Consider the following 23,171-nt stretch of genomic DNA (forward strand, 5'->3'; position numbering starts at 1 on the left):
CCTGTGACCCCATCATTATGAGTGATGTGCTCTAACCAGCTGAGCTACGTAGCCAAATTGTCTTACTGTTTCTTCGATGGCTGGGGTACCTGGATTCGAACCAGGGAATGCCGGTATCAAAAACCGGTGCCTTACCGCTTGGCGATACCCCATCCGTACAACGCTGACTGGTGAATGGTGCGGGAGGCGAGACTTGAACTCGCACACCTTGCGGCGCCAGAACCTAAATCTGGTGCGTCTACCAATTTCGCCACTCCCGCAAAAAAAGATGGTGGCTACGACGGGATTCGAACCTGTGACCCCATCATTATGAGTGATGTGCTCTAACCAGCTGAGCTACGTAGCCATCTTTTTTTCGCGTAACCTTATCGGCGTTGCGGGGCGCATTATGCGTATTGGGCCTGCGAGCGTCAACCTCTTTTTCAAGGAAAATCGTTGTAATGTGACTGTTTGGTTAGGTTGCGAACAGCTCGCTGCAATAATCGGCAATTATTGGTTATTTATCGTTTTTCAGCGGCATAAATCCCGCAAAAAGAAAACGGACCCCGGAGGGTCCGTTTCGCGTTTAATCGCCTGTCAGGGCTTATTTATAGGCCGACTGGTGGACGCCCACCGCGCGGCCTGACGGATCGTTCATGGTTTTGAACGCTTCATCCCATTCAATGGCTTTGGCAGAAGAGCAGGCCACCGACGGACCGCCAGGGACACACTCCGCCGCGCTTGGCAGCGGGAACAGCTCTTCGAAGATCTCGCGGTACAGATAGCCTTCTTTGGAGGTCGGCGTGTTGTACGGGAAGCGGAAGCTTGCGGTTTCCAGCTGCTGGTCGCTGATCTGTTTCGCGGCCACTTCTTTCAGCGTATCGATCCAGCTGTAGCCGACGCCGTCAGAGAATTGCTCCTTCTGGCGCCAGGCCACGCTGGCCGGCAGGTAGGATTCAAAACATTCGCGCAGGATATGTTTTTCCATTTTGCCGTTGCCGCACATCTTATCCTGCGGGTTGATGCGCATCGCCACGTCGAGGAACTTCTTATCGAGGAACGGCACGCGGGCTTCCACGCCCCAGGCGGACATCGCTTTGTTGGCGCGAGCGCAGTCAAACATATGCAGCGCCTGCAGCTTACGCACCGTCTCTTCGTGCAGTTCTTTGGCGTTCGGCGCCTTATGGAAGTAGAGGTAGCCGCCGAATACTTCGTCCGAGCCTTCGCCGGAAAGCACCATTTTGATGCCCATGGCTTTAATTTTACGCGACATCAGGTACATCGGCGTCGAAGCGCGAATGGTGGTCACATCGTAGGTTTCGATGTGATAGATAACGTCGCGGATCGCATCCAGCCCTTCCTGAACGGTAAAGTGAATTTCATGGTGCACGGTGCCGAGGTGGTTAGCCACTTCCTGCGCCGCTTTCAGGTCGGGAGAGCCTTCCAGACCGACCGCGAAGGAGTGCAGCTGCGGCCACCAGGCTTCGCTACGCTCCTGATCTTCGACGCGACGGGCGGCGAATTTCTTGGTGATGGCGGAGATGACCGAAGAATCAAGGCCGCCGGAGAGCAGCACGCCGTAGGGCACGTCGGACATCAGGTGGCTTTTCACCGACTCTTCCAGCGCCTGACGCAGTTCGTTCTTATCGGTAACGTTGTCTTTTACCGCGTCGTAATCGAACCAGTCGCGCTGATAGTACTGGCGAATTTCACCGTCTTTGCTCCACAGGTAGCTGCCTGCCGGGAACTCTTTAATGGTGCGGCACACCGGCACCAGGGCTTTCATTTCTGAGGCGACGTAGAAGTTGCCGTGTTCGTCATGGCCCATATACAGCGGAATAATACCGATATGGTCGCGACCAATTAAGTACGCGTCTTTTTCGCTGTCGTACAGGGCGAAGGCGAACATCCCCTGCAGGTCGTCGAGGAACGCCGGGCCTTTTTCCTGATACAGCGCGAGGATCACTTCGCAGTCGGAGCCGGTCTGGAACTGATAGCGATCGCCATATTCCGCGCGCAGCGCCTGATGGTTGTAGATTTCGCCGTTAACGGCCAGCGCATGGGTTTTTTCGGCGTTGTACAGCGGCTGGGCGCCGGCGTTGACGTCGACAATCGACAGGCGCTCGTGCGCCAGAATCGCTTTGTCGCTGGCATACACGCCAGACCAGTCCGGACCGCGATGGCGCATCAGGCGGGAAAGCTCCAGCGCCTTTTTACGCAGCTCGCCTGCGTCAGTTTTAATATCCAGTACGCCAAAAATAGAACACATAGCCTTCTCCATTACCCTGTCGTGTTTGATGTTGTGCTGGCTTCGTCTCGTGGCGAAGCCTGAGTGCGTGCTTAAGAAAATGCCGTAAAGGGGGAGCCGGCGCAAGGGTTTTACGGCCGGAAAAAGAAAAAACGCAACTACGATTGTTGAATAGTAAAAAAAGAGTATCTTTTGAACGGCTTTATTGAAGAATACGCAATTATAAGCCGTTTTTATTAGATGGGCGGCTTTTAGCAGGCGTCAGAAATGAACAACCACGTCCTGAGACGTGGCTGGCATTAGAAAATATCGATTTCCGCGACGGAAGGGTAGATCCACGACGGGCGGAACGGCATGCTGTCGATGTCGTCGAGGGTCGAGACGCCGGAGAGCACCAGAATGGTCTCCAGCCCCGCCTGGAAGCCGGCCAGAATGTCGGTGCGCAGATTGTCGCCAACGATCACCGTCTGTTCGGAGTGGGCCTGCATTTTGTTCAGCGCTGAGCGGATGATCCACGGGCTGGGTTTACCGACGTAAAACGGCTTACGGCCGGAGATCTTCTCGATCCCGGCGCACAGAGCGCCGCAGGCCGGGTAGAAGCCGCGACCGTGAGTATCCGGGTTGGTGGCAATGAAGCGGGCGCCATTGGCGACAAAGAAGGCCGCCTTATGCATCATTTCCCAGTTAAAGGAGCGGGTTTCCCCGACGATGACAAAATCCGGGTTGACATCGGTAATGGTAAAGCCGGCTTTATACAGCTCGTGGATCAGCGCCCCTTCACCCACCACATAGGCTTTCTTGCCTTCCTGGCGGCGCAGAAAATCGGCCGTCGCCATTGCCGAGGTGTAAAAGGCGCTATCCGGCACCTCAATCCCGGCGGTGGCGAAACGGTTCGCCAGATCCTGGCCGGTTTGCGACGGGTAGTTGGTCAGCATCACCAGCGGCATGCCTTTATCGAGGATGCGCTTGATAAACTCGGCAGCGCCGGGAACGGCGACGTTATCGTGCATCAGCACGCCGTCAATATCACAAATTATGTTTTGAATGGTCATGGTGGGTCCAGAATCATTAACAAAGACGAAACTATACGCGTCAGCGATGCGGTTTCACACCTCTGACGGGCGATGCCCGCCAGTGACAGAGCGACGCGCTTATCTATAAAGGGGGGCGATTAGCTCTCAAGCAAGCGCTGCAGCAGCGTGCCATTGAGCATGGCGCGTTTGACCAGCGCGAAGGCGCCAATCGCTGAGCGATGATCGAGGGTGGAGCGCACCACCGGCAGGTTCTTACGAAACGCCTTCAGCGCCTGGGCGTTAATGCAGCCCTCAATGGCCGGGAGCAGCACTTTCTCGGCTTCCACAATTTCGCCGGCGACGACGATTTTTTGCGGATTGAACAGGTTGATGGCGATGGCGATCGTTTTTCCGAGGTGACGCCCTACGTACTCGATCACCTCGCAGGCCAGGGCATCGCCCTTGTTGGCCGCTTTGCAGATGGTTTTGATCGTGCAGTCATCGAGGGTCAGGCGGCTCTGGTAGCCCTGGTCCAGCAGATGGCGAACGCGATGTTCGATGGCGGCGTTCGCCGCGACGGTCTCCAGGCAGCCGAAGTTGCCGCAGTGGCAGCGTTCGCCCAGCGGATCGACCTGAATATGGCCAATTTCGCCCACGTTGCCGTTACGGCCAATAAAAATGCGTCCGTTGGAGATGATCCCCGCCCCGGTGCCGCGGTGCACGCGCACCAGAATGGAGTCTTCGCAGTCCTGGCTTGCGCCAAAATAGTGCTCGGCCAGCGCCAGACTGCGGATATCGTGCCCGACAAAGCAGGTAACGTTGAAGCGTTTTTCCAGCGCCCCGACCAGGCCCCAGTTTTCCACCGCAATGTGCGGCATATAGCGGATCACGCCGCTTTCTGGATCCACCAGCCCCGGCAGGATCACCGAGATGGCGATCAGCTCGCGGATTTTGCGCTGACAGTTTTCGATAAAAGTGGCGATGATATTCAGCAGGGCGTGTTCCAGCGTTTCCTGGGTGCGCTCGGGCAGCGGGAAATGCTCCTCCTCCAGGGTCTTGCTGCTTAAATCATAGAGGGTCAGGGTGGCGTCATAGCGGCCAAGGCGCACGCCAATGGCGTTGAAGTTACGCGTCTCCGCAATGATGGAGATGGCGCGGCGCCCCCCGGTGGAGGCCTGCTGATCGACTTCTTTGATCAGGCCGCGCTCAATAAGCTGACGCGTGATTTTGGTCACGCTGGCAGGGGCAAGCTGGCTTTGTTCCGCGATCTGAATGCGCGAGATAGGCCCATGCTGGTCAATCAGGCGGTACACGGCCGCGCTGTTCAGTTGTTTTACGAGGTCAACGTTACCAATTTGAGCTTGTCCGCCTGCTGTCATACTTTTACTTACTCAGTGACGACCTCGTTACCATTAACGATGGTCTTGGTGATTTTATAATCGCGTGTAAAGGCGGTCAGGTTAGCGACCATACCCGGCGCAATGCTGCCGAGCTGCTTGTCCACACCAATGGCGCGCGCGGGATAGAGCGTCGCCATCCGCAATACTTCGTCCAGCGCCACACCGCAATGCTCAACCAGATTACGCACCCCTTCAATCATGGTCAGGGAAGATCCGCTGAGGGTGCCGTTTTCATCTACGCACAGCCCGTTGCGGTAGTATATTGTTTTCCCGGCAAAAATGAACTGGTCAATATTCGCCCCCGCCGGCGCGGTGGCGTCGGTGACCAGGCACAGTTTGTCGCCTTTCAGGCGCTTGGCGTTGCGCACGTTGGCGTAATCGACGTGCATCCCGTCGACAATAATACCGCAGTAGACATCCGGCTCGTCAAAAATCGCCCCGGCCAGACCCGGTTCGCGGCCGGTAATGTACGGCATCGCATTATACAGGTGGGTGGCGAAGGTAATGCCCGCGCGGAAGCCCACTTTCGCCTCTTTCAGCGTGGCGTTGGAGTGGCCCGCGGAGACGACGATCCCGGCGGCGACCAGTTTGCGGATCACTTCCGGCTCGACGCGCTCAGGGGCGAGGGTCACTTTGGTGATCACATCGGCGTTGTCGCACAGGAAATCGACCAGCGCCGCGTCCGGTTTACGCACGTAGTCGGGATTGTGGGTGCCTTTCTTAACGATATTCAGCCACGGTCCTTCAAGATGCAGACCCAGCGCCTGGTTCGGGTGCTTTTGCAGGTATTCGCGCATCACGCGGACGCCTTGCTTCATCAGATCGTCGCTGGAGGTAATCAGCGTCGGCAGGAAGCTGGTGCAGCCTGAGCGTTCGTTGGCCTTCTGCATGATCTCCAGCGTTTCGACAGTGACCGCGTCAGGGCTGTCGTTAAACTGCACGCCGCCGCAGCCGTTGAGCTGGACGTCGATAAAACCGGGGGCGAGGATCGCGCCGTTGACTGAGCGCTGCTCGATGTCAGACGGCAAATCTGCCAGCGGACAAAGACGTTCGATAAGGCCATTAGCGATAACAACCGCATGGTCATCGAGAATTTCATGACCGGTATAAACCCGGCCCTGGGTTAATGCATACATTACGACCCCCGGTATATACGCCTCATCAGGCCCGGGAACGTTCGTTTGCCGCCGGCCTGATGATGCATACAAAGAAAAAGATGGTCCCGCGCAAAGTCGCGGGACGCGACTACATTACAGACCTTTAATATTTTCAGCTTCTAATTCGTTGAAATATTTCAGCGTCTTCACTTTCAGCTCCATGGTGGACGGTTCGTCGCAGACGATCACCGCCTTCGGATGCAGCTGCAGACAGGTAATGGTCCACATGTGGTTGACGTTACCTTCAACTGCCGCCTGCAGCGCCAGCGCTTTCTGATGGCCCAGCACCAGAATCATGACTTCTTCTGCATCCAGCAGGGTGCCCACGCCGACGGTCAGCGCATATTTCGGCACCAGATCCACGTCGCCGTCGAAGAAGCGGGAGTTCGCCACACGGGTGTCATGGGTCAGGGTCTTAATACGGGTGCGGGACGCCAGAGAAGAGGCCGGTTCGTTGAACGCGATGTGGCCATCGTTGCCCACGCCGCCCATAAACAGGTGGATTTTACCGTAGGAACGAATTTTTTCTTCATAGCGACGGCATTCCGCATCGATGTCCGGCGCGTTACCATTCAGCAGGTTGATATTTTCTGCCGGAATATCAACGTGGTCAAAGAAATTACGGTGCATGAAGCTATGATAGCTTTCCGGATGCTCTTTCGGCAGGCCAACGTATTCATCCATGTTGAAGGTGACAACGTGCTTGAAGCTAACCTGGCCTGCTTTATGCATTTCAACCAGCGCCTTGTAGGCGGTGAGCGGGGTGCCGCCGGTGGGCAGACCCAGCACGAACGGACGGTCCGCGGTTGGTTTGAATGCATTAATGCGGTTCACGATATGGCGGGCAGCCCATTTACCGACCTGCTCAGCGGTTACCAGGGGGATCAGTCTCATTCTTCACCTCTATAGTTAAAAGTAGAATCTGGCGGATTGGCGCCAGCACTCTGAGGAGAGTATTGCAGCAACTGCGCCGACCGGGGTCAATCCGTGTTGATTTTTTGAATGATAAAATAAGTTTTCGATGTTAGCCAGTCTAAGGGAGGGGTGAATACGATATTTGGTGATAATTATCACAAAAAATACCCGTTTAATTTGCGATACGAATTAATTTTTCACACACTTTGCCGGTAAGTGATAAAACCGACCTTGTTACACAATAAAAAAGTGGCTTTGAAAATGAGCCTCATCGGGGTCTCATAGGGGGAATAAGATGAATATTTTAGGTTTCTTTCAGCGACTGGGTAGGGCGTTACAGCTCCCTATCGCAGTGCTGCCGGTCGCGGCATTGCTGCTGCGTTTCGGGCAACCAGACCTGTTGAATGTACCCTTCATCGCGCAAGCGGGTGGGGCTATCTTCGACAACCTGGCGCTGATCTTTGCTATCGGTGTGGCGTCAAGCTGGTCCAAGGATAACGCCGGTTCTGCGGCGCTGGCCGGGGCAGTAGGTTATTTCGTGATGACCAAAGCGATGGTCACCATCAATCCGGAAATCAACATGGGCGTACTGGCCGGTATCATTACCGGTCTGGTAGCAGGGGCGGTGTACAATCGCTGGGCCGGCATCAAGCTGCCGGACTTCCTGAGCTTCTTCGGCGGCAAACGCTTCGTGCCGATCGCCACCGGCTTCTTCTGTTTGATCCTCGCGGCGCTCTTCGGCTACGTCTGGCCGCCGGTGCAGCACGCTATCCATGCGGGCGGCGAGTGGATCGTTTCCGCAGGGGCGCTGGGTTCCGGTATCTTCGGCTTTATCAACCGTCTGCTGATCCCGACCGGTCTGCATCAGGTGCTGAACACCATCGCCTGGTTCCAGATTGGTGAGTTCACGAACGCCGCAGGCGCCGTGTTCCACGGCGACATCAACCGCTTCTACGCCGGCGACGGCACCGCGGGGATGTTCATGTCCGGCTTCTTCCCGATCATGATGTTTGGTCTGCCGGGCGCGGCGCTGGCGATGTATCTGGCCGCTCCGAAAGCGCGTCGTCCGATGGTGGGCGGTATGCTGCTGTCCGTTGCCATCACCGCGTTCCTGACCGGGGTAACCGAGCCGCTGGAATTCCTGTTCATGTTCCTGGCTCCGCTGCTGTACCTCCTGCACGCGGTACTGACCGGTATCAGCCTGTTCATCGCAACGGCGCTGGGCATTCATGCGGGCTTCTCCTTCTCCGCAGGCGCTATTGACTACGTGCTGATGTACAGCCTGCCGGCCTCCAGCAAAAACGTCTGGATGCTGCTGGTGATGGGCGTGGTGTTCTTCTTCGTCTACTTCCTGCTGTTCAGCGCGGTGATCCGCATGTTCAACCTGAAAACGCCGGGTCGTGAAGACAAAGTCGCTGACGTGGTTACGGAAGAAGCGAACAGCAACACTGAAGAAGGCCTGACCCAGCTGGCGACCAGCTATATCGCCGCAGTGGGCGGAACGGACAACCTGAAAGCGATTGACGCCTGTATCACCCGTCTGCGCCTGACCGTGGGCGATTCGGCGAAAGTCAACGACGCCGCCTGTAAACGTCTCGGCGCGTCCGGGGTGGTGAAACTGAATAAGCAAACCATCCAGGTTATCGTCGGCGCGAAGGCAGAGTCTATCGGCGATGAGATGAAAAAAGTGGTGACCCGCGGCCCGGTAGCGGCAGCGGCAGCCGCACCGGCTGGCAACGTCGCCACCGCAGCGCCCGCGGCTAAACCGCAGGCGGTAGCGAACGCGAAGACCGTTGAGTCGCTGGTTTCGCCGATTACCGGTGACGTGGTGGCCCTCGAACAGGTGCCGGACGAAGCCTTCGCCAGCAAAGCCGTCGGCGACGGTATCGCGGTGAAACCGACCAGCAACATCGTGGTGGCCCCGGCCGCCGGTACCGTGGTGAAAATTTTCAACACTAACCACGCGTTCTGCCTCGAAACCAACAACGGTGCGGAAATCGTTGTCCACATGGGTATCGACACCGTGGCGCTGGAAGGCAAGGGCTTCAAACGTCTGGTTGAAGAGGGCGCGGACGTGAAGGCGGGCGAGCCGATTCTGGAAATGGATCTGGACTTCCTCAACGCCAACGCGCGCTCGATGATTAGCCCGGTGGTCTGCAGCAACAGCGATGACTACAGCGCGCTGGTGATACTGGCGAGCGGTAAGGTCGTTGCCGGCCAGACGCCGCTGTATGAGATTAAAGGCAAGTAAGGCTCCTGAGTCGAGTTTATGCCTCAGCGGCGAAGGGAAACCTTCGCCGCTTTTTTTTGCAGCAATCGGCCCCATAATCCTCTTCTGATACCTATTTTACGTAACTAATAGTTGTCACTACGCCCTGCTTGTAAGATCATGTGCCGTTATACGTTGTTTACGCTTTGAGGAACCCGTGATGAGTGAGGCAGAAGCCCGCCCGACTAACTTTATCCGTCAGATCATTGATGAAGATCTGGCTACCGGTAAGCACACCACCGTTCACACCCGCTTCCCGCCGGAGCCGAACGGTTATCTGCACATTGGCCATGCGAAATCCATCTGCCTGAACTTCGGCATCGCCCAGGATTATCAGGGCCAATGCAACCTGCGTTTCGATGACACCAACCCGGTGAAAGAAGATATCGAATACGTGGAGTCGATTAAAAACGACGTGCAGTGGTTAGGTTTCCACTGGTCCGGGGACGTTTGCTACTCGTCTGACTACTTTGATCAGCTGCATCAGTATGCGGTTGAGCTGATCAACAAAGGCCTGGCCTATGTTGATGAACTCTCTCCTGATGAAATTCGTGAATATCGCGGCACCCTGAAAGCGCCGGGTAAGAACAGCCCGTATCGCGACCGCAGCGTGGAAGAAAACCTGGCGCTGTTCGAAAAAATGCGCAGCGGCGGCTTCGAAGAGGGCAAGGCCTGCCTGCGCGCGAAGATCGATATGGCGTCGCCGTTCATCGTGATGCGCGATCCGGTGCTGTACCGCATTAAGTTCGCTGAGCATCATCAGACCGGCAACAAGTGGTGCATCTACCCGATGTACGACTTCACCCACTGCATCAGCGATGCGCTGGAAGGCATTACCCACTCGCTGTGTACCCTGGAGTTCCAGGACAACCGTCGTCTGTACGACTGGGTGCTGGACAACATCAGCATCCCGGTTCACCCGCGCCAGTACGAATTCTCGCGCCTGAATCTTGAATACACGGTGATGTCCAAGCGTAAGCTGAACCAGCTGGTGACCGAGAAGCACGTGGAAGGCTGGGACGATCCGCGTATGCCGACCATCTCCGGTCTGCGTCGTCGCGGCTACACCGCCGAATCCATCCGCGAATTCTGCAAGCGCATCGGCGTGACCAAGCAGGACAACACTATTGAGATGGCGTCGCTGGAGTCCTGCATTCGCGAAGATCTCAACGAAAACGCGCCGCGCGCGATGGCAGTGATCGATCCGGTGAAACTGGTTATCGAGAACTACCCGCAGGGCGAAAGCGAAATGGTGGCGATGCCGAACCATCCGAACAAGCCGGAGATGGGCAGCCGCGAAGTGCCGTTCAGCGCGGAAATCTGGATCGACCGCGCGGACTTCCGTGAAGAGGCCAACAAGCAGTACAAGCGTCTGGTGCTGGGCAAAGAAGTGCGTCTGCGCAACGCCTACGTCATCAAAGCGGAACGCGTGGAGAAAGATGCCGAAGGCAATATCACCACTATCTTCTGCACCTACGATGCCGACACCCTGAGCAAAGATCCGGCTGACGGCCGCAAGGTCAAAGGCGTGATCCACTGGGTGAGCGCGGCGCATGCGCTGCCGGTAGAGATCCGTCTCTACGATCGCCTGTTCAGCGTACCAAACCCGGGTGCAGCGGAGGATTTCCTCGCGGTGATCAATCCGGAATCGCTGGTGATCAAACAGGGTTACGCGGAGCCGAGCCTGGCGCAGGCGGAAGCCGGTAAAGCTTACCAGTTTGAGCGTGAAGGTTACTTCTGCCTCGACAGCCGCTATGCAACCGCAACCAGTCTGGTGTTTAACCGCACCGTCGGTCTGCGCGATACCTGGGCGAAAGCGGGCGAATAACCGTTTCCCTACCGTCAAAGCGCCGCACTCTGCGGCGCTTTTTTTGTTTCAGAATCAGCCAATTACTCTTTTTATTTTCGCGAAGCGAATTAATTCTGTTTCAAACCGGAAATAAATAACGCTTCTGATATTTCCTGTCTCATACAAAAAACCAATGTAATCGCTTTCAGGTTTTACGTTTTTCCCTGATTTTGCAATGACTTCCATGACAAAATTATCAGAGATAAGACTGTAACAAAACGACATAAATTATGTGCGCTTTGTCATAATCTTAAGCTTTGCCTCACGAAAAACATTGATAATTCGCGTCACGAAAAATAGTCTATCTACAGTGGTTTCGCGGCCTTTTTCACCGCCCCACATTTTGCAGTGTTATTTATTTTTTTTAGCGAATGACCCCCTGGTCTTCGCCTTTTAAAACGTCAAAGAGGATATGCACATGCGTACGTTTAGTGGCAAACGTAGTACGCTGGCGCTGGCTATTGCCGCCGTCACCGCGATGTCGGGCTGGGTTGTGATTCCGCAGGCCAGCGCAGCAGGCTTTATCGATGATTCTACTTTAACCGGCGGTATCTATTACTGGCAGCGTGAGCGTGACCGTAAAGATGTGACCGACGGCGACAAATACAAAACCAACCTTTCCCACTCCACCTGGAACGCCAACCTGGACTTCCAGTCCGGCTATGCAGCCGATATGTTTGGCCTTGATATTGCGGCGTTTACCGCGATTGAAATGGCGGAGAACGGCGACAGCGGCCACCCGAACGAAATTGCCTTCTCGTCGCGTAACAAAGCCTATGACGAAGACTACTCCGGCGATAAGAGCGGCATCAGCCTGTATAAAGCCGCTGCGAAATTCAAATACGGTCCGGCGTGGGCGCGCGCGGGCTACATCCAGCCAACCGGTCAGACCCTGCTGGCGCCGCACTGGAGCTTTATGCCGGGTACCTATCAGGGGGCGGAAGCCGGGGCCAACTTCGACTATGGCACCGCGGGCGCGTTAAGTTTCTCCTACATGTGGACGAACGAGTATAAAGCGCCATGGCATATCGAGATGGATGATTTCTACCAGAACGATAAGAAGACCAAAGTCGATTATCTCCACTCCGTCGGCGCCAAATATGATTTCAAAAACGACCTGGTGCTGGAGGCGGCATTTGGTCAGGCTCAGGGCTATATCGATCAGTACTTTGCTAAAGCCAGCTACAAGTTTGACGTCGCCGGCGCGCCGTTGAGCACCAGCTACCAGTTCTACGGCACTCGCGATAAGGTCAGCAACGGCGGGGTCAACGACATCTATGACGGCACCGCATGGCTGCAGGCGTTAACCTTTGGCTATAAAGTGGCGGATGTGCTGGATCTGCGTCTGGAAGGGACCTGGGTGAAGGCCGATGGCCAGCAGGGCTACTTCCTGCAGCGTATGACCCCGACCTACGCCTCCTCCAACGGTCGTCTCGATATCTGGTGGGATAACCGCTCCGACTTCAACGCCAACGGCGAAAAAGCGGTCTTCTTCGGCGCGATGTATGACATGAAAAACTGGGATATGCCGGGCTGGGCGTTTGGCGCGTCTTATGTGTACGCCTGGGATGCGAAGCCGGGCAAAATGTCCTCCCCGGACGCCTACTATGACGCTGATTACCGTCTGAAAGAGTCGGCCTACAGCCTGGATGCGCTGTATACCGTGCAGGAAGGCCGGGCGAAGGGCACGCTGTTTAAACTGCACTTTACCCAGTACGACAACCATTCCGATATTCCGAGCTGGAGCGGCGGCTACGGCAACATCTTCCAGGATGAGCGCGACGTGAAGTTCATGGTTATCGCCCCGTTCACAATTTTCTGATGCCTGCGCGGCGGGCGTGAGCCTGCCGCACCTCTGGGAGAACGACAATGAAAAAAATGCTGCTTATTGCCATGATGGCATCGGCTCTGGTGGCCTGCACCACGTCGCCGGCACCGAAAGAAGACACCAAACTGAAAGATGCCTATAGCGCCTGTATTAATACGGCGGAAGGCAATCCGGACAAAATTGAAGCCTGCCAGAGCGTACTGAATGTCCTGAAAGAGGATAAACAGCACCAGCAGTTTGCTAACCAGGAGAGCGTCCGGGTACTGGATTATCAGCAGTGTATCCAGGCTACCCGTACCGGTAACGATCAGGCGGTGAAAGCGCGCTGCGACCAGATCTGGAAAGAGATCCGCAGCAATAACACCACCCATTAAGCCAGACGGCAGCGGCAAACGGGCGGAGTCTATCTCCGCCCGTTTGTTTTTTTAGCGCTGACTCTCCGCCGGCTGATAGCCGCGACTCAGGCGCACGAACAGCAGCGCGGTGGCGATGAACCCGCACAGCGCAGCGCACATCAGCCACCATCCCGGCGCGCTTTTATCGCCGGTAAGCTCGACCAGGGCAGTGGAGATAGCCGGCGTCAGGCCGCCGAAGATGGCGGTGGCGAGGCTGAAGGCCAGCGAAAAGCCCACGGTGCGGACATAAACCGGCATCACTTCGGTGAGCGCCGCCACCATCGCGCCGTTATACATGCCAAAGAAGAAGGAAAACCACAACAGGACCAGCGTCATACGGGTGAAATCCGGCGCGGCGGTGAGCCAGTGCATCACCGGCCAGGTGGTGAGCAGCGCCAGCACGGTAATCCCCATCAGCACCGGGCGACGACCGATCCGATCGGAGATCGCGCCGCCAATCGGTAACCAGATAAAATTGGAGATGCCCACCAGCATGGTGACCAGCAGGCTGTCGCGGCGCTGAGGTGCAGCACTGCTCTGCCGTAGGTTGGCGTATAGACAGTAATAAAGTAGAAAGTGGTGGTGGTCATCGCTACCAGCAGCGTCCCCGCGGTAATAATGCGCCAGTTTCTGGCGATGGTGGTCAGGATCTCTTTGGTATCCGGGCGATGTTTACGCTGCAGGAATTCCTCGGTCTCCTGCAGCGAGCGGCGCAGCACGAAAATCAGCGGAATGATCATACAGCCAATAAAAAAGGGGATGCGCCAGCCCCAGGCGGCAATCTCCTCATGTTCCAGCGTGGCGTTCAGCGCATAGCCGATCAGCGCCGCCATGATGATAGCCACCTGCTGGCTGGCGGACTGCCAGCTGGTATAGAAGCCTTTATTGCCCGGCGTAGCGATTTCAGAGAGATAGACCGACACTCCGCCAAGCTCAACGCCCGCCGAGAAGCCCTGCAGCAGACGGCCCACTAACACGAGGATCGGCGCCAGCACGCCGATAGTCTGATAGCCAGGGACCAGGGCGATGAGTAGCGTCCCGCAGCCCATGATCGCCAGGGTGACCATCAGCCCTTTGCGGCGACCGATTCTGTCGATATAAGCGCCGAGCACCACCGCGCCGATAGGACGCATCAGGAAGCCCGAGCCAAATACCGCAAAGGTGAGCATCAGCGCCGCGAACTCGCTCTCCGCCGGAAAGAAGGTGCGGGCGATATAGGTGGCGTAAAAGCCAAACAGGAAGAAGTCGAACTGTTCGAGAAAATTACCGCTGGTCACGCGGAGGATAGCGCCGACGGTGCCGGCGCGGGTGGGTTGTTGGGTCATAGGGGGTGCTCTCCATTGTCTTTATCTTGTTGTTATCGGGTGCAGAGGGGCAGGTCAGTCGCCGGCGACGCCCACCTGTTTTCCGCGGCGTTTCTCAATCGCCCACTTGAGTAACGCCGCACAGCGATAAAATCCGTGGGCAAATTTTCCATACGGCAGGGTTAAGAACAGGGCCATCACCACCCCGAGGTGGATGGCGAGCAGGACGCCCATCCACGAAGTATCCCGCCCCGCCAGCAGCGCCAGGCCGGTGAAGCTGGTCAGCAGCAGCAGCAGAATAAATCCGCGATCCATCGGTTTCTGCCGCGCGTCGCCGTGCAGCGGCGAGCGGCGCAGGTTCAGCCACAGCAGGCCCGCCGGACCGACCAGCAGGCCGATGCCGCCGAGGGTGCCGAGCAGCACCGGCAGGCTGAAGAACGGGTAGGGGGCTTCCTGGCCGGCGATATAGTGATAGCCCGTGGCCACCACGGTGGCGGCGAAACAGAGCATAAAGCCGTAGAAGGTGCAGTGGTGGAAACGGCGGCGCAGCAGGGTGAAGGCGTCATCGGCTTCGTTGCAGCCTTTCCCGTGGCCGCCGTCGAGATATTTCAGCGTCAGCGCATCATGGGATGCCTTCGCAATATCAATCGGTTGCGGCTGGCCCGGGGAGATCTCGCGCCAGAAGCGGATCACCCCGCTCATCAGTAAGCCAATCGCCAGCACAAAGACCGAACCAAACATCCACGCCAGCAGGTTATGGGGGAATATCTGGTAGAAGTCGCCCGCCAGCGGCGGATGGCGCAGCGAGCCTTTGAGCCCCATCGCCAGCAGCAGAAAGACAATCAGGCCGCCGACCAGCGCCAGCACGGTGGTCATGCCGGCCCGACGGTACAGGCTGCCAAAGGCGGCGGGCTGGGCGTAGTGTTGATAGGTCTCGAGCCGGACTTCGGCCATCGCCTTCGGCACGTTAATGGCGAACTCGTGCGGCGGCGCATACTGGCAGGCATGCAGGCAAGCGCCGCAGTTATGGCACAGGTTAGCCAGATAGTTGATATCCGCCTTGCCAAAGGCCAGGCGCTGGGTCATCGCCGGGAACACGGCGCAAAACCCTTCGCAGTAGCGGCAGGCGTTACACACCTGCATCACCCGTTCAACTTCCGCCTCCGGTTCGGTGATGATCTGCGCGTCAATGATCAGCTTTTCAAGCGACTTCATGGTGTTTCTCCTGCTGCGCCGCCCGGGCGGCTTGCTGGCCGGCGATGCGGCCGAAGGTGGTGCCGATCGACATCCCGACGCCGGCGGTGTAGCCCTTGCCCAGCACGTTGCCGGCCATCATTTCCCCGGCGACGAACAGATTACGGCTGGGTTGACCGGCGAAATGGACGGCGGCGGTGTCGTCGACGTAGAGCCCGAGGTAGGTGAAGGTGATCCCCGGCCGCAGGGCGTAGCCGTAGTAAGGCGGCGTATCGATGGGGCGCGCCCAGTGGGTTTTCGCCGGCGTGAGGCCAGAGGTCGCGCAGTTATCCAGGCGGGTGTGATCGAACTGGCCCGGCGCGCAGGCGGCATTATAGTCGGCGATGGTTTGCGCTAACCGTTCGCCGTCCAGCCCCAGCTGGCGGGCCAGTTCCTCGATGGTATTGGCCTGAGCGCCGGGAAAGACGGGGGGCATAAAGTGGCCGATGGCTTTGCTGTCGATGATCGAGTAGCCGATCTGTCCAGGCTGGTGGGCGACCAGTCGGCCCCATATGGCGTAGCGTTTAGGCCAGAAATCTTCCCCCTCATCATAAAAGCGCACGGCATCGCAGTTGACCACCACCCCCAGCGAAACGCAGTCGACGCGGGTGCAGATCCCGCCGTCATAGAGCGGCGCCCGGGCGTCAATGGCGACGCAGTGGGACTGGGAAGGATCGCCGATGATATCGGCCCCGGCGTCGATCATAAACTTGAGCAGCACCCCCTGGTTGAAGCGCGTGCCGCGGATGAGAAAGTTATCGGCGGGCCATTCGCCGCGGTCATTTTGCCCCCAGGCCTCGCGCAGCCACTCGCGGTTGGATTCAAATCCGCCGGCGGCGAGGACGCAGCTTCTCGCGACAATCCGTTCCTCGCCCGCCAGCGCGGCGACAAATTCACCGTTGCGCAGTTCCAGAGCCTGCACCGGCGTGTTGTAGCGGATCTGCACCCCCATCCGCTCTGCGCTGCGGTAATAGGCATTGACCAGCGCTTTGCCGCCGCCCATAAAAAAGGCGTTGGTGCGGGCCACGTGCAGGGCGCCGGAGAGCGGCGGCTGAAAGTTAACCCCGTGCTGACGCATCCAGTCCCGGCACTGTGACGAGGTGCGGATCACCAGCCGGGCCAGCGCTTCGTTGGTGTTCCCTTCGGTGACGCGCAGCAGATCCTGCCAGTACTCCTCTTCAGGATAGCTGTCGACCAGCACGTCCTGCGGCGCATCGTGCATACAGCGCAGGTTACGCGTGTGCTGCGAGTTGCCGCCTCGCCACTCCCGCGGCGCCGCCTCCAGCAGCAGCACCGAGGCGCCGGCTTCCCGGGCGGTTAAGGCGGCGCATAGCGCGGCATTGCCGCCGCCAATGACCAGTACATCCACCATTATCGGCTCCCTTACAATTTAATTAATTGTTAAATTTGTAATGGGAATGTAGGCGGTAACGGCGACGGGGCGCTATGGCGTAACGCTAAAGAGGGGTTTAGTTAACGTAAAGGGTGGCGCCTGGCCAGCGATCGGACTCCACCAGCTGGCGCATGACTTTGCTTAGTATGACCCGTGCCGCAAGGCCTGCCGGGGTGAGCTCATCATCCGACAGGCTGACCAGAAAGTTGGGGCGGCTGAGGATCGGATTAGCGATGCCGATCACCCTCAGCGCCTGATGGTCGAGATGGGAAATAGCGGCCCCGGGCTGCAGAGTGGCGCCCAGTCCGCTGCGCACGGCCTGCATCAGCAGGGCCAGACCGTCAATGTCCGCCACCACCTCAACGCTGAGGCTGTGCTGCTGGCAAACCGCCTCCAGCCTGCCGCGCAGGCCGTGGCCCTGGCTTGGCATAATCAGCGGCAGGGTGGTGAGCTGGTCAGGGGAAACAGGGTCATCCGGCAGCGAGGCCAACAGCGCATGGGTGCCGATCAGAAACAGGCGCTCTTCGAGCACCGGTCTGGCGCTCCAGCGCAGGATCTTCTCCTGCTGGAAGACGATGGCTAAATCCAGCTGGCGGGTGTTGATCATCCGCTCCAGATTCCCGGAGAGGCTTTCCACCAGGTGCAGGCGGACGTCGGGGTAGCTCTCGCGCATCGCGTTGATGAACGGTACGCCAAGAACGGAGGCGGTGCTGGGGGCCATGCCGACGCTGACGTGGCCCGACAGCCGCGCCTCGCGGGCGGCGAGGATGGCATCATCGGCATGACGCAGCGCCAGCTGCGCCTGTGAGTAGAAAGCGAGGCCCGCGCTGGTGGGCGTCACGCCGCGAGAGGTTCGCTGCAGGAGGCGAATGGACAGCTCATTTTCCAGACGCGCGATCTGCTGGCTGAGCGCCGAGACGCCGATATTCAGATCGAGCGCGGCGCGGCCCATGCTGCCGGTTTCAACAATGCGCGTAAAATAGCGTAGCTGGCGAAGTTCCATATCAACTCTCCGGACAAAGCGGGGACTCGCGAGGGTCGCCGCCGGGACGTGAGCGGGAAGCGCGGCAGAAGCGCCCATAAAAAAGCCAACCGGCTGGTTGGCTTTTCAGAGCAGGCGAAGCAGGGAATTACTTTTCCACTGCGTCGTGGGCGTGTTCGTCCTCGCGGCAATCACCTTCCGCACAGTGACCGTACAGATACAGACTGTGGTTGGTCAGGCGGATGCCGTGACGGGAAGCGATTTCACGCTGGCGCGCTTCGATAGAGTCATCACTGAATTCGATCACTTTGCCGCAGTCGAGGCAGATCAGGTGATCGTGGTGATGCTGCTGGGTCAGTTCGAAAACGGATTTACCGCCTTCAAAATTATGACGAGTCACGATACCGGCGTCATCAAACTGGTTGAGGACGCGGTAAACGGTCGCCAGACCAATCTCTTCGCCCATGTCGATCAGGCGTTTATATAAGTCTTCCGCACTGACATGATGGTTATCCGGTTCCTGCAGCACTTCAAGGATTTTCAGTCGAGGAAGTGTGACTTTCAGGCCAGCCTTCTTTAATGCGGTATTGTTGTCAGTCATGCGGAATCTGTCCTGTTGCTAAACGATCTACTTCCTTCAACGGAAGTCATACAGAAATTAACCCGACGTAATGCGTCTCATTATAGAACTGCCACTGGTAAATGAAAACTGCAAGCATCGGGCCTGGTTTGCTGTCAAAAACGAGGCACCAGCTACAAACTGCGTCACGTGCCTCGTAGAATCAGAGGACATTGTACAGATATGTGATTAAAAGTTAAAAACTTGTAGCTATTAGTTTGATTGCTTTTGTCTATTAATACGACGCAACTCAACGATTGCGCCGCTTAATTATCAGGCGTTTTTGATTTCTTCGAGGTGCAGCTCTTCAGCCACCTGCTTCACCCACTTCTCAACGCGCTCGTTGGTCAGTTCCGGCTGACGGTCTTCATCAATGGCGAGGCCGACGAAGTGGTCGTCATCCGCCAGGCCTTTGGAGGCCTCGAAGTGATAGCCGGCAGTCGGCCAGTGGCCAACGATGGTCGCGCCGCGCGGCTCAATGATGTCGCGGATGGTGCCCAGCGCATCGCAGAAGTACTCTGCGTAGTCTTCCTGGTCGCCGCAGCCGAACAGCGCCACCAGCTTGCCGTTAAAGTCGATCTCTTCCAGCGTCGGGAAGAAGTCGTCCCAGTCACACTGGGCTTCACCGTAGTACCAGGTCGGGATGCCGAGCAGCAGGATGTCGTGGGCTTCCAGATCTTCTTTGCTGCTTTTGGCAATGTCGTGAACATCAGCAACATCTTTACCAAGCTGCTTTTGAATCATTTTTGCAATATTTTCGGTGTTGCCGGTGTCGCTGCCAAAAAAGATGCCGATGATTGCCATGAGTAAAATAACCTCTTGAAACTTAAATGATGTGGTAGGGACGCGATGCCCACAGATAACGGCAATCATAGCAGAACAGGCAAGGACGCGGAAACAGCAATCACGCCCGACTGCACACTCTGCTACATGAATGCGGATTTTTCGCGGAAAGTTAGACTTTTCCCTGGCTGCGCAGGGCGGTTAATTGCGTCATCAGCATCTCTTCGATGAGATCGCTGCGGCTCATATTACGCGCTTCCGCCAGTTCGTTAAGCGCATCGACCGCGTCGGCGTTGAGCTTTAGCTCCACGCGCTTCAGCCCGCGCACTTTATCGCGTTTCAGCTGATTACGTTTGTTGATGCGCAGTTGTTCATCGCGCGACAGCGGATTGGTTTTTGGTCTTCCCGGGCGACGCTCGTTTGCGAACAAATCTAATGTCGTACGGTCCGTTTGTTCTTTTGCCATGATTCTGAGTGACTTCGGGGAAACAAGCTGCCGGGCTCTAGCCGGCGCAGATAGCGCGCCATCATACATCAGGCGAACGGCTGCGCCAACGACCGCGGGCATTCTGCGGCGCGGTCGGGCATATTTTAGCCAATCAGGCGCCAATGCTCGTGAGATAGCGGCGGATCGCGCGCAACACCGCTTCGGGTTTCTCGGCATGGACCCAGTGTCCGGCGCCGGCGATGACGTGGGCCCGGGCCTGCGGGAACTGGGCCAGCAGCGCGTCGCGGTAGGCGTCGGTCACGTAGGGTGAGTTGCCGCCGGGAATAAACTGCGTCGGGTGCGGCCAGGCCGGGATGGTTTCCCAGCCGACGATATGCGGGTACTGGTCCCACAGCACCGGGACGTTGAAGCGCCAGTCGCCGTCGACGAAAGATTTCAGCAGGAACTGAATCACCCCCTCTTCCTGCAGATGCTCGCGCATCACCTGCGCCGCCTGCTGGCGGGTGCTGGCGGCGGATTCGCTGACGGCGCGGATAGCGGCGAAGATCTCATCATGGCGGCGAACATGATAATCCACCGGGGCGATATCGATCGCCACCAGACCGTTGATGCGCTCCGGCGCCAGGGCGGTCAGCGCCATCACCGCTTTGCCGCCCATCGAATGGCCGATAAAGGTGGCGCGCTCAATCTGGTGCGCGTCGAGCGTATCGAGCAGATCCTGCGCCATCGCGGGGTAGGTCATCTCTGGCGACCGCGGCGACAAACCGTGGTTGCGCATATCGACCTGCAGAATATCGTGGTCGGCGACCAGGTCGCGGGCGAGGATGCCCAGGTTGTCCAGGCTGCCAAACAGACCGTGGACCAGCACGATCGGGGAGTGGTTGTGCGGATTCTGTGCAGATTGCGCTCGGCTATTTAATTTCATGGCAAAGTTCTTTTTTTCGCTCCGTCGGGTTAGGGTATTATGTTGGACATTCTGCCATCCGGCTGCAAGACCCAGAAGTTTTCTGAGTTTTACCGCCATCCTGGTTTGACGCTATCCGCGGTTGGGATTTGTACTTATAATCCCAACGATTTGTATTCAGAAAAGATATCGCACTGGATTAAGATGAAAACAATTGAAGTTGATGATGAACTCTATCGCTATATTGCCAGCCACACTCTGCATATCGGCGAGAGCGCATCCGACATTTTACGGCGCATGCTGAAATTTTCCGCCGTTTCCCAACCGGCTACACAGGTCAGCAAAGCCGCGCCGGCGCTGGCGCCCGCGCCTGCCGTTGAGGTGAAACCCGCTAACCCGGCGAAAGATAAAGTCCGCGCCATGCGCGAGATGCTGTTATCTGATGAATACGCCGAGCAGAAGCGCGCGGTGAACCGTTTTATGCTGGTGTTGACCACTCTCTACTCCCTGGACAGTAAAGCATTTGCCGAGGCGACGGAGTCTCTGCATGGCCGCACGCGCGTCTACTTCGCGGAAGATGCGCGTACGCTGCTGAAAAGCGGTAATCAGACCAAACCGAAACAGGTTCCTGGTACACCGTGGTGGGTGATCACCAATACCAATACCGGCCGTAAATGCAGCATGATTGAGCACATCATGCAGTCGATGCAGTTCCCTGCGGAGCTGATTGAAAAGGTTTGCGGCACGATCTAGCTTTTTAACATTTGCACCAGAAGGATCAGGCAATGGCAATCGATAAACGTGCGGGGCAGCCTGCGCAACAGAGTGATTTGATTAACGTCGCCCAACTGACTGCTCAGTACTACGTGCTGAAGCCTGAAGTCGGTAATGCGGAGCATGCGGTCAAATTCGGCACCTCCGGCCATCGCGGCAGCGCGGCGCGTCACAACTTCAACGAACCGCATATCCTGGCCATCGCCCAGGCGATTGCGGAAGATCGTGCGAAGAACGGGATCACCGGTCCGTGCTATGTCGGTAAAGATACCCACGCCCTGTCCGAGCCGGCGTTTATTTCGGTGCTGGAAGTGTTAACCGCCAACGGCGTTGACGTGATCGTGCAGGAAAACAACGGCTTCACCCCGACGCCGGCGGTCTCCAACGCGATTCTGGTGCATAACAAAAAAGGCGGTCCGCTGGCGGACGGCATTGTGATCACCCCGTCACACAACCCGCCGGAAGATGGCGGTATCAAGTACAACCCGCCAAACGGCGGTCCGGCTGATACCAACGTCACCAAAGTGGTGGAAAACCGCGCCAACGAACTGCTGGCCGCTGGCCTGCAGGGCGTGAAACGCCTTCCTCTGGACGCGGCGCTGGCTTCCGGCCACGTCAAAGAGCAGGATCTGGTGCAGCCGTTTATTGAAGGCCTGGCGGATATCGTCGACATGGCGGCGATCCAGAAAGCGGGCCTGACGCTGGGCGTCGATCCGCTGGGCGGTTCCGGTATCGAATACTGGAAACGCATTGGCGAGCACTACAAGCTCAATCTGACCATTGTGAACGACCAGGTAGACCAGACCTTCCGCTTTATGCACCTCGATAAAGACGGCGCCATCCGCATGGACTGCTCCTCGGAATGTGCGATGGCGGGCCTGCTGGCGCTGCGCGATAAGTTCGATCTGGCGTTTGCCAACGACCCGGATTACGACCGTCACGGGATTGTCACCCCAGCCGGGCTGATGAACCCGAACCACTATCTGGCGGTGGCGATTAACTACCTGTTCCAGCATCGTCCGCAGTGGGGCAAAGAGGTGGCGGTCGGTAAAACCCTCGTCTCCTCGGCGATGATTGACCGCGTGGTGAACGATCTGGGCCGCAAGCTGGTGGAAGTGCCGGTGGGCTTTAAGTGGTTCGTCGACGGCCTGTTCGACGGCAGCTTCGGTTTCGGCGGCGAAGAGAGCGCCGGGGCCTCCTTCCTGCGCTTCGACGGCACGCCGTGGTCCACCGATAAAGACGGCATCATCATGTGCCTGCTGGCGGCGGAAATCACCGCAGTGACCGGGAAAAACCCGCAGGAGCACTATAACGAGCTGGCGGAGCGCTTTGGCGCGCCGAGCTACAACCGTCTGCAGGCTTCCGCGACCTCCGCGCAGAAAGCGGCGCTGTCTAAGCTGTCGCCGGAAATGGTCAGCGCTGACACCCTGGCGGGGGATCCGATCACCGCCCGTCTGACCGCAGCGCCGGGCAACGGGGCGGCGATTGGCGGCCTGAAAGTGATGACCGACAACGGCTGGTTCGCGGCGCGTCCGTCAGGCACCGAAGACGCCTACAAGATCTACTGCGAAAGCTTCCTCGGCGAAGAACATCGCAAACTGATCGAAAAAGAAGCGGTAGAGATTGTCAGTGAAGTGCTGAAGAACGCCTAAAGGCGCACGACCATCAGGCCCCTCGC

General features: G+C 57.6%; 18 protein-coding genes, 3 tRNA genes and 2 pseudogenes. 6 read left to right on the plus strand and 17 right to left on the minus strand.

All coding sequences use genetic code 11. From position 1 onward, the window contains the following. Positions 1-77: 77 nt before the first annotated feature. From ABLX76_RS17180 to nagB, 8 genes are all read right to left on the minus strand, one after another. Positions 78-152 (minus strand) — tRNA-Gln (locus tag ABLX76_RS17180). A gap of 23 nt (positions 153-175) precedes the next feature. Next, positions 176-260, minus strand: a tRNA-Leu gene (locus ABLX76_RS17185). A gap of 9 nt (positions 261-269) precedes the next feature. Next, positions 270-346, minus strand: a tRNA-Met gene (locus ABLX76_RS17190). Positions 347-583: 237 nt separating this feature from the next. Continuing rightward, the gene (gene asnB, locus ABLX76_RS17195; protein ID WP_032455135.1) at positions 584-2,248 is read right to left on the minus strand and encodes an asparagine synthase B; all 1,665 of its coding nucleotides are present in this window, start codon (positions 2,246-2,248) and stop codon (positions 584-586) included. Between the two features lie 278 nt (positions 2,249-2,526). Continuing rightward, complete coding sequence (locus ABLX76_RS17200; RefSeq protein WP_023288846.1) at positions 2,527-3,279, minus strand: HAD-IIA family hydrolase; 753 nt, start codon at positions 3,277-3,279, stop codon at positions 2,527-2,529. Between the two features lie 119 nt (positions 3,280-3,398). Next, positions 3,399-4,619: an N-acetylglucosamine repressor gene (locus ABLX76_RS17205; protein ID WP_032455136.1), complete on the minus strand. Its 1,221-nt coding sequence runs from the start codon at positions 4,617-4,619 to the stop codon at positions 3,399-3,401. An 8-nt stretch (positions 4,620-4,627) separates the two neighbouring features. Next, on the minus strand, positions 4,628-5,776 hold the full coding sequence (nagA, locus tag ABLX76_RS17210; RefSeq protein ID WP_032455137.1) for an N-acetylglucosamine-6-phosphate deacetylase: 1,149 nt from the start codon (positions 5,774-5,776) through the stop codon (positions 4,628-4,630). A 114-nt stretch (positions 5,777-5,890) separates the two neighbouring features. After that, positions 5,891-6,691 carry a glucosamine-6-phosphate deaminase gene (nagB, locus tag ABLX76_RS17215; RefSeq protein ID WP_012542446.1) on the minus strand — a complete coding sequence of 267 codons (801 nt, stop codon included), beginning with the start codon at positions 6,689-6,691 and terminating at the stop codon, positions 5,891-5,893. Positions 6,692-7,007: 316 nt separating this feature from the next. On the opposite strand from nagB, the gene nagE reads away from it, so the two are divergent. Together nagE and glnS are read left to right on the plus strand one after the other, a co-directional pair. Beyond that, positions 7,008-8,963, plus strand: a complete 1,956-nt coding sequence (gene nagE / locus ABLX76_RS17220; RefSeq protein WP_348874963.1) for a PTS N-acetyl glucosamine transporter subunit IIABC — start codon at positions 7,008-7,010, stop codon at positions 8,961-8,963. A gap of 178 nt (positions 8,964-9,141) precedes the next feature. Then, positions 9,142-10,809, plus strand: a complete 1,668-nt coding sequence (glnS, locus tag ABLX76_RS17225; protein ID WP_004885933.1) for a glutamine--tRNA ligase — start codon at positions 9,142-9,144, stop codon at positions 10,807-10,809. A 54-nt stretch (positions 10,810-10,863) separates the two neighbouring features. Here the strand turns inward: glnS and ABLX76_RS17230 are convergent. Continuing rightward, a pseudogene (locus ABLX76_RS17230) lies at positions 10,864-11,172 on the minus strand (methionine synthase). A 76-nt stretch (positions 11,173-11,248) separates the two neighbouring features. Between ABLX76_RS17230 and chiP the strand changes: the two are divergent. Together chiP and chiQ are read left to right on the plus strand one after the other, a co-directional pair. After that, on the plus strand, positions 11,249-12,652 hold the full coding sequence (gene chiP, locus ABLX76_RS17235; protein WP_023288850.1) for a chitoporin: 1,404 nt from the start codon (positions 11,249-11,251) through the stop codon (positions 12,650-12,652). A 47-nt stretch (positions 12,653-12,699) separates the two neighbouring features. Then, positions 12,700-13,032: a ChiQ/YbfN family lipoprotein gene (gene chiQ / locus ABLX76_RS17240; RefSeq protein WP_023288851.1), complete on the plus strand. Its 333-nt coding sequence runs from the start codon at positions 12,700-12,702 to the stop codon at positions 13,030-13,032. A gap of 51 nt (positions 13,033-13,083) precedes the next feature. Here chiQ and ABLX76_RS17245 read toward each other — a convergent pair. From ABLX76_RS17245 to ybfF, 8 genes and pseudogenes are all read right to left on the minus strand, one after another. Then, positions 13,084-14,378, minus strand: a pseudogene (locus ABLX76_RS17245) (MFS transporter). Between the two features lie 54 nt (positions 14,379-14,432). Continuing rightward, positions 14,433-15,572 carry a tricarballylate utilization 4Fe-4S protein TcuB gene (gene tcuB, locus ABLX76_RS17250; RefSeq protein WP_072421305.1) on the minus strand — a complete coding sequence of 380 codons (1,140 nt, stop codon included), beginning with the start codon at positions 15,570-15,572 and terminating at the stop codon, positions 14,433-14,435. Next, on the minus strand, positions 15,559-16,962 hold the full coding sequence (gene tcuA, locus ABLX76_RS17255) for an FAD-dependent tricarballylate dehydrogenase TcuA (protein WP_348874966.1): 1,404 nt from the start codon (positions 16,960-16,962) through the stop codon (positions 15,559-15,561). Before tcuA ends, tcuB begins: the two co-directional genes overlap by 14 nt. A 97-nt stretch (positions 16,963-17,059) precedes the next feature. Continuing rightward, positions 17,060-17,986, minus strand: coding sequence for a tricarballylate utilization LysR family transcriptional regulator TcuR (gene tcuR, locus ABLX76_RS17260; protein ID WP_065812197.1), 927 nt, complete (start codon positions 17,984-17,986; stop codon positions 17,060-17,062). 127 nt (positions 17,987-18,113) lie between these two features. Further along, positions 18,114-18,566 carry a ferric iron uptake transcriptional regulator gene (gene fur, locus ABLX76_RS17265; RefSeq protein WP_004885952.1) on the minus strand — a complete coding sequence of 151 codons (453 nt, stop codon included), beginning with the start codon at positions 18,564-18,566 and terminating at the stop codon, positions 18,114-18,116. A gap of 291 nt (positions 18,567-18,857) precedes the next feature. Next, positions 18,858-19,388: a flavodoxin FldA gene (fldA, locus tag ABLX76_RS17270; protein ID WP_002894765.1), complete on the minus strand. Its 531-nt coding sequence runs from the start codon at positions 19,386-19,388 to the stop codon at positions 18,858-18,860. A 151-nt stretch (positions 19,389-19,539) separates the two neighbouring features. Further along, positions 19,540-19,833: a LexA regulated protein gene (ybfE, locus tag ABLX76_RS17275; protein ID WP_002894767.1), complete on the minus strand. Its 294-nt coding sequence runs from the start codon at positions 19,831-19,833 to the stop codon at positions 19,540-19,542. 133 nt (positions 19,834-19,966) lie between these two features. Further along, complete coding sequence (gene ybfF / locus ABLX76_RS17280) at positions 19,967-20,740, minus strand: esterase (protein ID WP_023288857.1); 774 nt, start codon at positions 20,738-20,740, stop codon at positions 19,967-19,969. Positions 20,741-20,923: 183 nt separating this feature from the next. Here ybfF and seqA point away from each other — a divergent pair, with 183 nt between their 5' ends. Both seqA and pgm read left to right on the plus strand, forming a co-directional pair. Then, positions 20,924-21,472: a replication initiation negative regulator SeqA gene (gene seqA / locus ABLX76_RS17285; RefSeq protein WP_032428668.1), complete on the plus strand. Its 549-nt coding sequence runs from the start codon at positions 20,924-20,926 to the stop codon at positions 21,470-21,472. A gap of 32 nt (positions 21,473-21,504) precedes the next feature. After that, the gene (gene pgm / locus ABLX76_RS17290; protein WP_023288859.1) at positions 21,505-23,145 is read left to right on the plus strand and encodes a phosphoglucomutase (alpha-D-glucose-1,6-bisphosphate-dependent); all 1,641 of its coding nucleotides are present in this window, start codon (positions 21,505-21,507) and stop codon (positions 23,143-23,145) included. Positions 23,146-23,171: the final 26 nt, after the last annotated feature.

This window comes from Klebsiella sp. JB_Kp004 (assembly GCF_040065795.1).
Lineage (GTDB): Bacteria > Pseudomonadota > Gammaproteobacteria > Enterobacterales > Enterobacteriaceae > Klebsiella > Klebsiella quasipneumoniae.

Bases quoted from the DNA above. Each gene is read 5' to 3' on its own strand.
- asnB (WP_032455135.1), bottom strand. From the start codon at position 2,248: ATGTGTTCTATTTTTGGCGTACTGGATATTAAAACTGACGCAGGCGAG.
- chiQ (WP_023288851.1), top strand. From the start codon at position 12,700: ATGAAAAAAATGCTGCTTATTGCCATGATGGCATCGGCTCTGGTGGCC.
- ybfE (WP_002894767.1), bottom strand. From the start codon at position 19,833: ATGGCAAAAGAACAAACGGACCGTACGACATTAGATTTGTTCGCAAAC.
- glnS (WP_004885933.1), top strand. From the start codon at position 9,142: ATGAGTGAGGCAGAAGCCCGCCCGACTAACTTTATCCGTCAGATCATT.
- nagB (WP_012542446.1), bottom strand. From the start codon at position 6,691: ATGAGACTGATCCCCCTGGTAACCGCTGAGCAGGTCGGTAAATGGGCT.
- ABLX76_RS17205 (WP_032455136.1), bottom strand. From the start codon at position 4,619: ATGACAGCAGGCGGACAAGCTCAAATTGGTAACGTTGACCTCGTAAAA.
- fldA (WP_002894765.1), bottom strand. From the start codon at position 19,388: ATGGCAATCATCGGCATCTTTTTTGGCAGCGACACCGGCAACACCGAA.
- chiP (WP_023288850.1), top strand. From the start codon at position 11,249: ATGCGTACGTTTAGTGGCAAACGTAGTACGCTGGCGCTGGCTATTGCC.
- seqA (WP_032428668.1), top strand. From the start codon at position 20,924: ATGAAAACAATTGAAGTTGATGATGAACTCTATCGCTATATTGCCAGC.
- tcuR (WP_065812197.1), bottom strand. From the start codon at position 17,986: ATGGAACTTCGCCAGCTACGCTATTTTACGCGCATTGTTGAAACCGGC.
- ybfF (WP_023288857.1), bottom strand. From the start codon at position 20,740: ATGAAATTAAATAGCCGAGCGCAATCTGCACAGAATCCGCACAACCAC.
- tcuA (WP_348874966.1), bottom strand. From the start codon at position 16,962: ATGGTGGATGTACTGGTCATTGGCGGCGGCAATGCCGCGCTATGCGCC.
- nagA (WP_032455137.1), bottom strand. From the start codon at position 5,776: ATGTATGCATTAACCCAGGGCCGGGTTTATACCGGTCATGAAATTCTC.
- ABLX76_RS17200 (WP_023288846.1), bottom strand. From the start codon at position 3,279: ATGACCATTCAAAACATAATTTGTGATATTGACGGCGTGCTGATGCAC.
- pgm (WP_023288859.1), top strand. From the start codon at position 21,505: ATGGCAATCGATAAACGTGCGGGGCAGCCTGCGCAACAGAGTGATTTG.
- tcuB (WP_072421305.1), bottom strand. From the start codon at position 15,572: ATGAAGTCGCTTGAAAAGCTGATCATTGACGCGCAGATCATCACCGAA.
- fur (WP_004885952.1), bottom strand. From the start codon at position 18,566: ATGACTGACAACAATACCGCATTAAAGAAGGCTGGCCTGAAAGTCACA.
- nagE (WP_348874963.1), top strand. From the start codon at position 7,008: ATGAATATTTTAGGTTTCTTTCAGCGACTGGGTAGGGCGTTACAGCTC.